The 14,530-nt window shown below is 37.3% G+C and carries 14 protein-coding genes and 3 pseudogenes; 14 read left to right on the forward strand and 3 right to left on the reverse strand.

The window, feature by feature from the left end; translation table 11 throughout:
- The first annotated feature begins 1 nt into the window (after nt 1).
- The 6 genes and pseudogenes from V4P57_RS02490 to ndk all read left to right on the forward strand — a co-directional run bounded on the left by V4P57_RS02490 (nt 2) and on the right by ndk (nt 3,149).
- Nucleotides 2-463: a phage tail protein gene (locus V4P57_RS02490; protein WP_455465473.1), complete on the forward strand. Its 462-nt coding sequence runs from the start codon at nt 2-4 to the stop codon at nt 461-463.
- On the forward strand, nt 460-714 hold the full coding sequence (locus tag V4P57_RS02495) for a tail protein X (protein WP_455465472.1): 255 nt from the start codon (nt 460-462) through the stop codon (nt 712-714). Before V4P57_RS02490 ends, V4P57_RS02495 begins: the two co-directional genes overlap by 4 nt.
- A pseudogene (locus tag V4P57_RS02500) lies at nt 714-1,682 on the forward strand (phage late control D family protein). The gene V4P57_RS02495 and the pseudogene V4P57_RS02500 overlap by 1 nt, the downstream one beginning before the upstream one ends.
- Before the next feature lie 130 nt (nt 1,683-1,812).
- Nucleotides 1,813-1,935, forward strand: coding sequence for a hypothetical protein (locus V4P57_RS02505; RefSeq protein WP_455466618.1), 123 nt, complete (start codon nt 1,813-1,815; stop codon nt 1,933-1,935).
- Nucleotides 1,936-2,143: 208 nt separating this feature from the next.
- Nucleotides 2,144-2,256: pseudogene (locus tag V4P57_RS02510) on the forward strand (DNA adenine methylase); the annotation flags it as partial.
- Nucleotides 2,257-2,726: 470 nt separating this feature from the next.
- Nucleotides 2,727-3,149: a nucleoside-diphosphate kinase gene (gene ndk / locus V4P57_RS02515; protein ID WP_455466952.1), complete on the forward strand. Its 423-nt coding sequence runs from the start codon at nt 2,727-2,729 to the stop codon at nt 3,147-3,149.
- A gap of 104 nt (nt 3,150-3,253) precedes the next feature.
- On the opposite strand, the gene pgsA is transcribed toward ndk, so the two are convergent.
- The 3 genes from pgsA to V4P57_RS02530 all read right to left on the reverse strand — a co-directional run bounded on the left by pgsA (nt 3,254) and on the right by V4P57_RS02530 (nt 7,184).
- Entirely contained in the window at nt 3,254-3,835 is a 582-nt protein-coding gene (pgsA, locus tag V4P57_RS02520) for a CDP-diacylglycerol--glycerol-3-phosphate 3-phosphatidyltransferase (protein WP_455466619.1), read from the reverse strand.
- Nucleotides 3,836-3,908: 73 nt separating this feature from the next.
- Nucleotides 3,909-5,894, reverse strand: coding sequence for an excinuclease ABC subunit UvrC (gene uvrC / locus V4P57_RS02525; RefSeq protein WP_455466620.1), 1,986 nt, complete (start codon nt 5,892-5,894; stop codon nt 3,909-3,911).
- Between the two features lie 429 nt (nt 5,895-6,323).
- The gene (locus tag V4P57_RS02530; protein ID WP_455466621.1) at nt 6,324-7,184 is read right to left on the reverse strand and encodes a 23S rRNA (adenine(2030)-N(6))-methyltransferase RlmJ; all 861 of its coding nucleotides are present in this window, start codon (nt 7,182-7,184) and stop codon (nt 6,324-6,326) included.
- Nucleotides 7,185-8,415: 1,231 nt separating this feature from the next.
- Here V4P57_RS02530 and V4P57_RS02535 point away from each other — a divergent pair.
- From V4P57_RS02535 to V4P57_RS02570, 8 genes and pseudogenes are all read left to right on the forward strand, one after another.
- Complete coding sequence (locus V4P57_RS02535; RefSeq protein ID WP_455466622.1) at nt 8,416-8,592, forward strand: glycoside hydrolase family 3 N-terminal domain-containing protein; 177 nt, start codon at nt 8,416-8,418, stop codon at nt 8,590-8,592.
- 123 nt (nt 8,593-8,715) lie between these two features.
- Nucleotides 8,716-8,886 (forward strand): hypothetical protein, encoded by a 171-nt coding sequence (locus V4P57_RS02540; protein WP_455466623.1) that lies wholly within the window; start codon nt 8,716-8,718, stop codon nt 8,884-8,886.
- 217 nt (nt 8,887-9,103) lie between these two features.
- Nucleotides 9,104-9,384 (forward strand): annotated as a pseudogene (locus V4P57_RS02545) (twin-arginine translocase TatA/TatE family subunit).
- Between the two features lie 57 nt (nt 9,385-9,441).
- A complete protein-coding gene (gene tatB / locus V4P57_RS02550; RefSeq protein WP_455466624.1) occupies nt 9,442-9,882 on the forward strand; it encodes a Sec-independent protein translocase protein TatB in 441 nt (146 codons plus the stop codon).
- Nucleotides 9,879-10,661, forward strand: a complete 783-nt coding sequence (tatC, locus tag V4P57_RS02555; protein WP_455466625.1) for a twin-arginine translocase subunit TatC — start codon at nt 9,879-9,881, stop codon at nt 10,659-10,661. The genes tatB and tatC overlap by 4 nt, the downstream gene beginning before the upstream one ends.
- A gap of 60 nt (nt 10,662-10,721) precedes the next feature.
- Nucleotides 10,722-11,999 (forward strand): serine--tRNA ligase, encoded by a 1,278-nt coding sequence (gene serS / locus V4P57_RS02560; protein ID WP_455466626.1) that lies wholly within the window; start codon nt 10,722-10,724, stop codon nt 11,997-11,999.
- Nucleotides 12,000-12,129: 130 nt separating this feature from the next.
- Nucleotides 12,130-12,789 (forward strand): protein-L-isoaspartate(D-aspartate) O-methyltransferase, encoded by a 660-nt coding sequence (locus V4P57_RS02565; RefSeq protein WP_455466627.1) that lies wholly within the window; start codon nt 12,130-12,132, stop codon nt 12,787-12,789.
- 165 nt (nt 12,790-12,954) lie between these two features.
- Complete coding sequence (locus tag V4P57_RS02570; RefSeq protein ID WP_455466628.1) at nt 12,955-14,133, forward strand: peptidoglycan DD-metalloendopeptidase family protein; 1,179 nt, start codon at nt 12,955-12,957, stop codon at nt 14,131-14,133.
- Nucleotides 14,134-14,530 lie beyond the last annotated feature (397 nt).

The raw sequence follows: 14,530 nt of genomic DNA on the forward strand, positions 1-14,530 counted from the left end.
TATGAGAGATCCTTTGATGATGTTAGGACCACATCAATTTTATGTGGACTGGTTGAATTTCCAATCCTTTGAAGAAGAGTTTTCTGCCTCCTGGATCTCTATGGAGCGTTTTGGCAAGGCACCTGGTTTGCAATTTACCGGCTATGGTAATGATCCCAAAACCATCCATGGGGTTTTGTTTCCAGAAGAGTTTGGCGACCGTGAAGCGATAGATGCCATTACCCAAACGATTCGAGCAGCCAAACCCGTTGCGATGATCCGTTGGATCAATGATACCACCTATAGCGCCATTATGCATGGCTGCGTGGTGCTCACCAGTATTAGTAAAGACCATGATTATATCAGCCGCTCTGGCCAATCTCAGCGTCTCCGCTATTCCATTAGTCTCTTGCCCTTTTTTGATGGGGGAAAACCTCAAGGACAGTATCAGATGGGGCAATATCAGATGGGACAATGCCAATGAAGATAGCAGAAAAGCACATTGTTGTAGAGCTAGAGGATATGAGCTTAGACCTCATCTGCTTTCACCATGCCATGGCTGTGTTAGGGGATCGCTCTCGCGTGGGAGCTTTAAAAGGTTATTTAGAAGCCACATTGGAGGCCAATCCAGAGATTGCCAAATATGGTGTGCTTTTGCCACGTGGATTGCGTGTGATACTTCCTGAATTTGTGTTGTCTAATCCCCAAAGCATGGTGAAGCGGCTATGGGATTAATGCGTACATACCCTTTTATTGTGGTTAAGGTGGGAGACAGACCTGTTCATGAAGTTTTTTACCAGCGTCTTTTAACGGCAACCATCACTGATAATGCCGGTAATGAAGCCGATACATTTGAAGCAGAATTTGACGATAGCGGTCATGATTTAAGTGTTCCGGCCAGCAACAGCACTCTACAGGTGATCTTTGGCTATGAGAACATCATCAGTGCGTTTATGGGGCGTTTTGTTGTTGAATCGGTTGTAAGTTCAGGCGGCAGTGAAGGAGAGATTTTACGCCTTTGTGGCAAAAGCGCCTCGATGCGTAAGGAACTCAAAGAACAAGCTAGTGAACATTTTGATCACAGAACCATTGGTGAGATTGTTGAGACACTCGCCAAGCGCCATGGCTATCAAGCAAAGATCAGTCCCCAGTTGACCAAACAAGCTTTGCCTTTGTGATTCGTACAGATCAATCTGCGAACCCGCCTTGCTGACCGCATGCAGGCACGTTTTTTGATCAAGGACAATAAGTTTTTATTTTTAAGCGGAGACAATTTACCAGCACTCGACCTTTATAAGCACGACTGTTCCAGTTGGGAATTCACGTTAGAGCCACGCACGCAATACGGTGTGGTGGAAGCTTCTTATTTTGATCGCTCAAAAGGGCAGCAATACCAAGTCAAACATAAGACAGGGGTTAGCGGACCTGTGCGTCGTCTGCGGACTTGTTATACCTGCAAGGAAGAGGCGTTAGCAGTAGCGGCATCAGAATCAGACCGACTTTGCCGTGCTGTGGGAAGTGGTTCTTTGACCCTTGAGGGTTATCCAGAAATCATGGCCGATCAACCTCTTTTGCTACAGGGGTTCCGCGGTGAAATCAATGGTTCATGGAAAGTTGCAACCGTCACCCATCGCTATGAGAAATCAAGCGGATATACCACAGAAATTACACTGGAAGCACCAAACAAGAGGGAGGAGAGATAAAATAAATAAAGGCTGAAAATAGAGGCTGGTAGGAAAAAAATCAAAGAGACAACTTGACCCTTTGATCGGCGTTGAAGAGTATTGAGACCAAAATCAAAAGTTCGTACTTTGGTGTGGAGGTAAGGAATTGATGCAAGTTGCACCAATTGCTGAAATGAGCAGAGCAACTTCAGATCACAATGAAATCGCCTGTGAGGGAAATGAAAAATCAAAGGTGCACCTTGCACCTTTGATCTGTCGTGATGCCTCCTGAAATCAAAATGCAATGTTTGCATTTTGGGTGGGAGAGAAGAATAGGGACAACTTGATCCAATTGCATGAGTACAGCAATGAGGTAATGTTTATCCAATTCCTAAAAGAGCAATAGTGCAAACATTGCACAATTGCATACTGAAGAGCAATTCGGTCAACTTGACCCAATTGCTTAAACATTTGTCTCTTTAGTAATGTGCTTATGATACAGAAAAATTATCAGTCAATTTGACTAAAAGAGGTCACTACATCTTATAGATGCTGCTTCTCAAATAATCCGACTTGGGCTCAAGAACTTATCATTTCAAATTGTGATTTTTAGAAGAAAAGAAAAAAAGACTCATAAAAAGGGTCTTTAAATGACCTTTGAAAGGCCTTTGAAGACCCTTTTAGAACCCCTTAAAAAACCCTATGAAAAAAAATAAATTGGTGCAAAACTAGGTGGCAAATAGTGCAAAACCTGCTGGCAAGCTACATAGGTAACATTCCTTGATAGAATGCCACTTGTTATAGAGTCTAGATGTTTTGTTGCGTGCTATGTTTTTCTCTGATAAAAAATCTTTAGGGGAGCAGTATTTCTGGCTATGCAAATAGATCTAGCTTTTGTAAGAGGGGTGATGGTATTGTTCTGAGGATATCAGGTACCATTGATATTTCTATTTTTATTGAAACTTATTTTATGATTAATGATGTATTTTTGAAAATTAATACGGATTTTTTTATAGTTACTTGGCAAGAGGCTTCTTGCTCGCTATAGAACAGCCAGATAATGTTGGAAATAAAGGTGATAAAATGGCTGTAGAATATACTTTTTCAATGATTAAACCAGATGCAACGCGTCGTAATTTAACAGGAGCAATTACGAAAATGCTTGAGGATGCGGGGTTACGTATTGTTGCATCTAAACGTGTGTGGATGAGCAAACGTGAAGCTGAAAGATTTTATGCTGTTCATAAAGAACGCCCATTTTTCAGTGAATTGGTTGAATTTATGTCTTCTGGACCAACAGTTGTACAGGTTTTAGAAGGTGAAAATGCAATAGCTAAAAACCGTGAAGTGATGGGTGCTACGAATCCTATAGAAGCACAGGAGGGAACAATTCGTAAAGTTCACGCTTTGTCGATTGGTGAAAATTCTGTCCATGGTTCAGATAGTGCTGAAAATGCAAAAACAGAAATCGCTTTTTGGTTTTCCAAGATGGAAATTGTTGGTTAATAAAATCGTGTAGAAAAGCCAAAAAATCCTGAAACTATATGTTTCGGGATTTTTTTATAACGTTACAGATTTTTTTGAAAGGATTTGTAGATATTAGTATCTTATCATATGATAACATGTTTTAAGCCAGCACGAAAATAATCCCATCCTGTCCACAATGTGAGGAGAGCAGAAATCCACAACATGATAATGCCAAATTCCGTTGTATAAGGGATGATTTTATTGCCAGCTGGTCCCGCCAAGAGAAGGATAATGGCTATCATCTGTACAAAAGTTTTCCATTTTGCAAGACGAGAGACAGGAACACTGACTTTCAATTCAGCCAAATATTCACGTAATCCTGATACAAGAATTTCTCTGCAAAGAATGATAATGGCAGCCCATAGTGTCCATCCAGCAATAGTACTGTCTGCGGCAAGCAAGAGCAAACAAGCAGATACGAGAAGTTTATCTGCAATGGGATCTAACATGCGACCAATATTGGAGGTTTGTTCCCAAATACGGGCAAGGTAGCCATCCAGAAAGTCAGTAATGGATGCAACAACAAAAATGGAAACGGCAATCCAACGTGCGATATCGCTTGATTGTAGCCGTCCTTCTAAAAAAAAGCATGCAACAACCATAGGCACAGCGATAATCCGTGCATAAGTCAGAATATTTGGAAAAGAAAAAGTATGTTTTTTCATAGAGCTATTTTCAATTTTTTGTGAAATGTAATTTACTTCATAAAAGTAACAAGGCAAAGATTATGAAACAAGCTTATTTTTCATTAAAATAGTTATGAATTTTTTGTGCAATGGTAACAGAAATGCTTGTGACTTTTTTTAAATCTTCGAGTGAAGCACCGGCAACAGCTTTGGCACTTCCAAAATGATGAAGTAATGCGCGCTTTCTTGTTGGACCAATATTTGCTATTTCATCAAGCGGATTTTTTAATACTGCTTTTTTTCGTTTTGCTCTATGTGTTCCAATTGCAAAACGATGCGCTTCATCGCGCAGACGTTGCAAAAAATACAGGACAGAATCACGTGGGGGAAGTATAAAAGGCGCTTTGCCTTTTACAAAGAATCGTTCACGCCCCGCTCTACGATCAGCACCTTTAGCAATTCCAACAACTGTGATAAGATTGTCCAATTTTAATTCAGCTAATATTGTATGCACACTATTTATTTGTCCTTTACCACCATCTATTAATATGAGATCAGGCCAAATAGGAAAGGAGTCATCATTTTGAGCTTTTATATTATTGTTTCTCTGAGACAGATCATGCTCTTTGATAAGATGTGAAAATCTTCGTTTAATGACTTCTTTCATCATACCAAAATCATCGCCGGGTGTAATATCGGTCGAGCGAATATTGAATTTGCGATATTCACTTTTAATAAATCCCATTTGCCCCGCGACAATCATCGCACCTACTGCATTTGTCCCCATAGTATGAGAATTGTCATAGACTTCTATACGGCGTGGGGTATGAGGCAGTTGGAATATTTCAGAAAGCTCTTGAAGAAATTTTGTATGTGTGGCTGTTTCAGCAAGCTTACGTTCAAGTACTTCCTGAGCATTGATATGAGCATGGTGAACAAGGTTTTTTCGTTCACCTTGTTTGGGTAAAGAGAGAAGTATTTTGCGATTTGCTTTTAGACTAAACGCTTCTGTAAGAAGTGATTTTTCTTCAATTGATTCAGATAAAAGGATAAGTTTTGGAAGTGGTTTATCATCATAAAATTGGGAAAGAAAACTCGCTAAAATTTCATTACGAGAAAAAGAGGGATCTGCTTTAGGAAAGTAGGCTCGATTTCCCCAATTTTGCCCCATGCGAAAAAAGAACACTTGAATGCAGGTCACCCCTTCTTGTTGTGCAATTGCAAATACGTCTGCTTCGTCTACTGTTTGTGGGTTAATGCCTTGATGGCTTTGTATGTGAGAGAGGGCCGATAAACGATCACGGTAGGTTGCTGCTTGTTCAAAATCAAGGTTTTCGGCAGCTTGATGCATAGCTTGAACCATATCATTTTTAACGGATTGGCTTTTTCCTGAAAGGAAAGCCTTTGCTCCTCTGACCAGCTCTCTATAATCACTATCATTAATTTCATCTGTACAAGGTGCAGAACAGCGCTTAATTTGGTAAAGCAAACAGGGACGCGTACGGTTTTCAAAAACTGAATCGGTACAGGTGCGTAATAAAAAAGCACGTTGTAAAACGTTGATTGTTTGTGCTACTGCACCTGAAGAGGCAAAAGGACCAAAATAATGAGCTTTTCTTGTTCGAGAACCACGATGTTTATAAAGTGCAGGTGCTCGATGATCATCAGTAATAATGATATAAGGAAAGCTTTTATCATCACGCAGTAATACATTAAAGTGTGGATGCAATCTTTTGATGAGGTTAGCTTCTAAAAGTAGTGCTTCTGTTTCTGTATGAGTAATAACAAATTCCATATGATATGTCGCACGAATCATACGAGCAATACGGTTGTTGTGCCTTTGTTCATGAGTATAGTTTGAAACACGTTTTTTAAGATTACGTGCTTTGCCAACATAGAGAACATCACCATTTTCATCAACCATCCTGTAAACCCCAGGCTTATGCGGAAGATGTTTAACTAACTCTTGTATGAGTTTGGCACCTTTGAATTGATTCTTATCATTTCCTTGATTGGCATTATCCCATGTAACATGAGAGAGAAAAGAGAGCTTTTCCGGTTTATTTTTGGAATAAGTTGTGTTTTTTTTTAGGATCATTCACTTTATCCGACACTATTTTATATTTTTCATATGAAATTTTCTCATTCATTAAAGTATTATCATTTATGCAATGATAGTTATTTTTTTTATAAATAATGTATTCTGACATGAGAGTATCATGCAATTTTGAAGTTACTACTTTCATAAAAAACATAAGGACGGTTTTAAAAAAACAGTTTTACGAAGTTACCAATTTTATTTATTGATAATGATAATAATAAATCTGTGATGGTGAAAAATTATATTACAATAGGTTTTGTTTTAAAAATCAAATTTTCACTGCTGAAGATGAGGTACATGAGGGGGAGGTTATAGCTCAAAAGGTCAAAGAAATCGATAGCCTAGCATTACAGTATTTTTGAGTCGCTTAATGCCTTGACACATATAAAGAAGATCTAATTTAAGGTAGACATAAATTGGAAGAATTTAACGTGATGAATGTTCCTTTTGGATCCATTTATGAGTCAAGCGTGCATGTTTATCTTGTCCAAAACAAGCAAGAAGAAAGGGGCTAAGTTTTCTCATTTCTTCTTCAAGAAGATAGGGAGGATTGATAAGAATCATACCGCTTCCATTCATTGTAGGTGGTATTGAGCTTTTTCGAATACGCATTTCTAGTTGTAGAATTTTTGGAATTCCTGTTTGATAAAGAGCGTGAAGAAAATTTTCAATTTCTTTGTCATATTTAACAGGATACCATAAAGCGTAGATTCCTCCAGGGAAACGGCGATATGCCTTCATCAATCCTTCAATAAGGCGGGAAAATTCACCAGGTTTTTCAAAGGGAGGATCAACGAGGATAAATCCACGTTTTTCCTTTGGTGGCAGATGCGCATTTAAAGAAAGCCAACCATCCAAATGCAGGACTTTTGTTTGATAATCACCAGCAAACTTTTTTGCTAAAATATGATAATCTTTATCGTGCAATTCAATTGCGGTCAGTCGATCTTGTTTACGCAATAATTGGCGAATAAGAACAGGAGATCCGGGATAGAATACTTTTTTTCCCCCATCATTGAATGCATTAATAATATTGTACCATGGACAAAGGAGTGGTTTTAAATCTTCTGGGATAGGAGCCAAAAAAAAACGTTGAATACCTTCGCGTCCCTCTCCTGTTTTTTGTGCCTCCAAAGAGGAGAGATCATAAATACCAATTCCGGCATGTGTATCTATAACGCGAAAAGCTTTTTCTTTACGTTTGAGATATTCTACAATGCGGGTGACAATAATGTGTTTAAAAACATCAGCAAAATTGCCAGCATGATAAATATGCCGATAATTCATGAGTAAATTCTACCATATATATGATTGCTCACTAATTTTTTTACTAACATAGAAAACAACTTTTATACCAATAAAAAACCTCTTGTAGAGATCAAAAAAATATCTTGATCCCAAAATATATATTCGGAAGAATAATAATGTTATAAATTGGTAGTTTTTTACTATATTTTTAAAGAGATGTAATTTCTATTAACTAGATTAATGACTAAAATCAAAATCTTTTACCAGAATGTGACCAAAGAGAAAAAACTTCAATTGAGGCATTTTTCATTTATATTTGTAAGAGAGTTTCTGCATCATCACCGTCTTAAAAGAAAATCATAGAGAGTACAAATTAACTGAATCACCAGTAAAAATCACTAAAAATTTTAAGATCAATTTTTACATTGATCAATAAATTTGTTAGTGATCTAAAGATTTATATATTTTATAGGTCTTATAAAACACCATTAAAATGATAGGATTTTTCTTTAACAAAACCGCTATGAAACTATGAGCATGAGCGGTAAAAATACATCCTATGATATGTGGACAAAGCTCCAATATTTCTAGCATCTAAGGAATAATTTTCTCAGTTAAAAGGCAATCTTCATGTTTATGTGTAAAATGACTAGGTTTTTATATATGATATCGAAGTATAGCTTTTAAAAATTGATATGAGGCACACGAGCTGTTTCAATCAAATGAGGGAGTGTTGAGTAAAATTTAGCATAAAGGATTATGATAATGTCAGAAATAAAGACTGTGATTATTGGTATTTCTGGTGTTTTTCTAAGAGATGAAGAAAAAATCTTCATTATGAAGTATAAGCCTTAGGCTTTTATTTTTATTAATCAAGAAGGGGGAAAGGTACAACGTTTTCTTCTAACTTTAGTATCCTACTACTCAGCAGCTGCAATATTGTAAAAAACTTTATAAAAGAGATAAAAATAAGGGAGTTTATGCTGCGTGGATTATGTTTTGACTTCATAGTTTTGATTTAATAAAATTGGGCGTCAATGCAAATTGTTTTCCTGTTTTAGATATTTCTGTGAGAGAAGCATATGATATTATCGGAATGCGCATTTATGCTCAGAACAAAGAAACAGGGTTACGGCTTTAGGACGTGCGAGCGGTTCAAGGACTTTTGGATGGGGGTGCTTTACCAGTGATGAAACATATTCCCAGACATGGATGAGCACTTTCTTATACACATTTTGAGTTAGCACGTGCGGATACACCGCTTAATATTTTGGAAAATTACGATTTTATACCTTTTAAAAATTTAGCCGATTTACTCGCTGCCATGACTACGCATATCGTCTGTGAAGCAATTGACGATAAGGCTCCTGCAACACTTTCTAAGAGAGTTATTAAGAATATTATTCGTAAGAAGATGGATTTTGACGGGCTTTTAATTGTTAGATGATGTATCAATGAAAGCTCTTTCAGAGATTTCGTTTTCGAAAATTTTTTTTAGATTTAACACGTAAAATTTTTGTAGCAGGCTGTGATATTATCTATCCTTCACTGTAATGGTAATTTGAAAGAGATGTTTGCGATTGCGCAGATAACGACATTTTTAAAAGGTAAAACATTGGAACGTGCGTATAATGCTTGCCGTCAAGTTTTGAAATCCGATAGATCAGATGAGGAGGCTTTAAGAGGAAAGTTTTCAAGCATTTTGAATTTTGTTTGGAGCGGTTTATCATTTTCGACTTAATTTATGTTCATTATAATACGTTAAATAACAAGGGAAAAGGGGCTAGAAAATTAGTTTACAATAAAAAGCGCGTGGTTGCCTTTAACTTGAGAAAAAATATACAAGTAAGATACAATTATATTTGATCGCATTTCTTGAGAGTAAACATGAAAAAATGAATTCAAATTTAAAAGCAATGAGAGAGAGTGATGGGTAATATTTTTCACGAACGCATTTAATTGTAATTTTACTGATTATCCTTGTTCTTTTCGGGTATGGTAAATTTTCTGAATTAACGGGCGATGTTGTTAAAGGGACTAAAGCTTTCAAAAAGAATATGAAGGAAGAAGAGAACAGCATTGAGGATGAGCCTACAGTAGCTGATTATTCCAAAAAAATTGATGTTGAACGCAACAACCTGAGTCATTATCGGTGAAACGTGTAGTTGTACGCAGAAAAGGTTCTTCTTCCACTAAAGAAGGTAAGATGCCTGTTGCTAGAAAACGGCGTATAAAGTAACAAAGACACAATTATAATTGTGCATTATTTTTTTAACGAGAAAGTCGAGTGTAGGCGATGTTTGGGACTGATGGGTCAGAGTTTCTCGTGATATTACTTGTTTTCATCGTTGTAGTTGGGCTGAAAGATTTACCTAAAATGCTAAAGACGATAGCAAGAGCGATGGCTTATGTGCGTTCAGCAGCGAATGAATTTCGTCATCAGTTTGATGATGCTATGAAACAAACCCAGCTTGATGATTTGCAAAAGCCATTATCGGATATCAGTGGTCTTAATCTAAGAAAAGAGTTAACAGAGACTTTTAATCCTATTCATGACGAACTAGGGAGTATCCGCGATAATTTTGATGTAAATACAACGCACCATACATTAGAAAAAGATAAGGCAGTTATGGAATGTGATCGGAAAAAAGCCAATGAAGATTTAACAGCATCTGTTAATTTTCATAATTCTGAAAGCATTTCTGTAACTTCTAAAAATAAAGAAGGTGTGTTATGAGTGTTGAGAAAGATGAAATTGATGCCAATATAGCACCATTTTTGAAACATTTGATTGAACTCCGTCAGCGAATTATTGCTACTCTGATCCCATTTTTGATAGCTTTTATTATGTGTTTTCTTATCAAAGATTATATTTTATATTTTTTAATACGGCCTTATCAATGGGCGATGAAAATATCAGGTGATAATCCTTGGAGTATCCGTTTGCAATCAACACAGGTATGGGAAACTTTTTTAACAAAGATGAAACTTGCCGCTTTTGGGGCAGCTATTTTATCTTTTCCCTATACGGCTTGTCAGTTTTATAGTTTTATCGCACCAGGACTTTATAAAAATGAGCGTATGGCTTTTTTACCATTTCTCATTGGTGGATCGATTTTATTTTTCGTTTGGGGGGCATTTGTTTATGTTCTGTTGGCGCCAGTGATGCTTCGGTTTAGCCCTTCTCAGCAAATTCTTTCAGGTATTCATTTAAGAATAGAGTGTATAGTCCGTATTTCCGATTATTTGAGCTTTATGACATCGTTTATCCTGATTTTTGGTTTGATTTTTCAATTACCTCTTGTAACTAGTCTTTTAACGAAAGTTGGATTTTTAACTTCTCATAGTTTGGTGTCTAAACGAAAGTGGGCTATCCTCATATCTTTTATAATTGCGGCAATAGTAACCCCATCGGATTTTTTTACTATGTTTGCAGTAGCCTTACCGACGATAACTCTTTACGAGATCTCAATTTTAATTGCTTACTACATAGAAAAGGGGAAAAAATCCTCTTAAGAGACATTTATACCTTATGTGATAGGAAACGAATAGAAACGATGCAAATGAGGAATTTTGATGCTTGATATTAAGTGGATTCGTGAACACCCTGAGAAATTAGATGAAGCACTGGAAAAGAGAGGAATTAAGCCACAAGCGGAAGAATTAATAAAACTCGATCTTAAACGTCGGTCGCATGTTGCTAAAGTGCAATCGGTGCAGGAGCGCCGTAATGCGGTTTCAAAGGAAATAGGACAGGCTTTAGCTGCATGTGATCAGAAAATGGCGGAACGCCTTAGGGCTGAGGTTGAAGAGATTAAAGCTTTCCTTTTTTCTGCTACAGTAGAAGAAAAGCGGTTGACTGAAAGCTTTGAGAAGGCTCTTTCAGCACTCCCGAATATTCCATTGGATGATGTTCCAAAAGGTAAAGATGAGAGCGATAATGTTGTTATTCGACATTTTGGTACACCTCCAACATTTGATTTTACACCAAAGGAACATTTTGATCTTGGACAAAATCTCAAACAGATGAACTTCGAGCGAGCAAGTCGTTTATCAGGGACACGCTTTACGGTACTTTCAGGAGCATTGGCACGGCTTGAACGCGCATTAGGCCAATTTATGCTTGATGTGCATGTTGACGAGCATGGTTATACAGAAGTTTCGGTGCCTCTTCTTGTTCGTGATGAGATTGTTTATGGGGCAGCTCAGTTGCCAAAATTTGCTGATGATCTTTTTAGAACGACAGACGGTCGATGGCTTATTTCTACAGCAGAAGTTCCATTAACCAATTTGGTAAACAATGAAATTCTTGAGATATCAGATTTACCACTGCGATTTTCTTCTTTGACTCCCTGTTTTCGCTCGGAAGCGGGATCTGCAGGTCGTGATACACGGGGTATGTTGCGTCAGCACCAGTTTTGGAAGGTAGAGATGGTATCGATTACGACTGAAGATCAGTCTTTAATCGAGCTAGAACGGATGACAGAGTGTGCAGAAGATGTGTTGAAACGGCTTGGTTTACCTTTTCGCACAGTTGTTCTTTCTACTGGTGATATGGGATTTTCTGCACGTAAAACGTATGACATTGAAGTTTGGCTTCCCGGCCAAGGGTGCTATCGTGAAATTTCTAGTTGTTCAGTTTGTGGAGATTTTCAAGGGCGACGCATGAATGCGCGTTATCGTAAAGAAGGAGATAAAGTATTGCACTTCGTTCATAGTCTTAATGGTTCTGGTACGGCCGTTGGGCGTTGTCTTATTGCTATTCTTGAGAATTATCAGCAAGCTGATGGATCAATTATTGTTCCAGATGTTTTACAACCCTATATGAAGGGCATTCATTGTATTACTGCTTAATTTTGCAAAAGGATAACCTATATAGTTTTACCTGAAAGATGATGATATGCAAATGCAAGATTTTGCCATTTTTAAAAAATGAGCTGTACGTACGACAAAGGTGCTACTTCATTGGAGAATAAATGACACTATGGGGCAGAACGATATTTTACGATTTCGTGAGGAATTAGCTAGTCTTGTGCTTAAAATGCGCAGCAAAGGAATTGATGATGTTCGCTTTTTTTCAGCCTTTGAGAGAATTCCGCGTCAACAATTCGTTTCTGTTCCTTGGTTCAGTAGTGCCTATGAGAACAAAGTTATTCCCATTGAATGTGGTGAATATATTGAGCGCTTGGAAGAGCAGCTTTTGATTCTTTTTGCATTATCATTGAAAAAAAAGCACCGTGTCTTAGAAATTGGTACAGGATCTGGTTTTTGTACTGCTCTTATGGCGTGTCTGAGTGACCGCGTGACAACAGTTGATCGTTATAAAACACTTGTTAATTTGGCACGACAAAAATTTCAAGGTTTGGGACTTGAAAATATTGTTGTAAAGCAACTTGATGGAAGTTGTACTTTTACAGGTTTTGGATCATTTGATCGTATTCTTATTTGGCCATCACGTTTTGATGAACCAAAGGATTTTTTAGAGCTTCTAGCTGAAAATGGAATTCTCATTCAGGCTATAGGGCCTGATGAAGGGGTACAAACAGTGACGCGTTATACGAGAATTGGCAGCCGATTTGAATGTTTAGAAATGTTTCAAGTACGTTATCAGCCTTTTATTAAAGGCATTGCAGAAATACTTTAATTTTTTAGATTTAAGGTATTGCGCAGATTATTTTATCTTTTTTACGATAAATTCATTTTGATATTATTATAAGGATATTTATGAATAAAATATCTAATTTTAACTCTTAGGTAATATTAGAAAGCTTTAATAGAGCGAGTTGAGTATTGACGGGTGAGCAAAACTATGTGTTTAAAAGTTTTGGGTAATATTTTTCGGCGTAATTTTCATGAAATGGCTTTTTTAGCGACGATAACAATTTTGGCGGGGTGTAGTTCCGGTACACAGCGCTTCGCTAATGTTTTCTCTCATCGTGAGGTATCTACTCGTTCAAGTATATCTACAACTATGCCTGCTAATCCGCGAATGTTATCGTATGATGGCATGATACAAAGCGCTGAGTTGCCACCTGTGGATCCGAGTGATGATTCATGGACCGATAATAATCCTTCGTATAATAATTCTTCACAACAGGGTAGTACGTCTTCTCCAAATAGCCGAGTTATGGGGACACCGCCACGCAATCTTGGGACACTTTCCCGTTCACAAGTCGATAATTCTCCTATTTTTCGGCGAAATTCTTATATTGTGCAAAGTGGGGATACACTGTTAAGTATTGCACGGCAAATAGGAGTCAGTGTTGAGGCATTAAAATTAGCAAATGGTATAGGCAGTAATTCCATTTATATTGGTCAGGTACTAGTGATCCCAAGCGGGCGTACAGTAGCAGCTTCAAATGTTCACAATGATAATTGGGAGTCATCAGCAACGGAGTCTTCATTCCAGTCTCAAGTTACGTCTTCCATAAGACACAAGAAGATTCCACCTACATATAAAGCTCCTGTAACAACTGTCCCTCCAACAAAAATGTACAAGTCAGGTATTGAGAATGATTCTTCCAGACAGATGAAGCAATTAAGCCATCAAACTGGTTTGTCAGATGCCATTACGAATACAGATGATATTGTTACCCCACAATCCACAGGAATTTCTAAGATGCGTTGGCCGGTACGAGGGCGTTTATTAAGCCAATTTGGTCAGAAAAAAGGAACAGCAACTAATCGAGGGGTAGACATTGCTGTGCCTGAAGGCTCTTCGGTAAAAGCAGCGGAAAATGGTGTCGTTATCTATGCGAGTGATGGGTTAAAAGAACTCGGTAATGTTGTTATGATTCGGCATGAAGACAATGTTATTACTATTTATGGATGTAACAGTAAGCTTGTCGTTAGCAAGGGTCAAAGGATACGACGTGGTGATGAGATTGCTAAATCCGGTGTTTCAGGAAATGTTAAAACGCCGCGTGTTTATTTCGAAGTACGTAAGAACTCGTTACCTGTTGATCCGATCAAGTATTTAGAAGACTAATTTATAGTGGCTTGATTTTGAAAATCTATTTTCACTTGGCTTTCAAGCAAAAAAATCAATTTTTTTTAATTAAGAACGTCTCAGTGGAAAAAATTATACATTTGAAAAGAGTTGTCCGTTAGATGCCTTGGAAGAGAAGAAAATTATTTTGTATCATTAATTTTTTCAATTAATGTCGATGCTCATATTTATGATATATAAAAAGGAAAATAAATCTGTTTTTAAAAAGTTTTTTCTCATTGCCTTCAGTCTCTTAAGGATTTATCTCCTTTCTATAAAGCTGTGATTGCGTTGTGTGGTTATCACTTTGTATGATAAATTCTCTATGAAGGCTTTTCTCTGAGCCGAAAATTTATTTCAGTAGAGTGGAAAATACATGAATTTTAATCTATAGGAG

This window comes from Bartonella sp. B39, assembly GCF_053795145.1.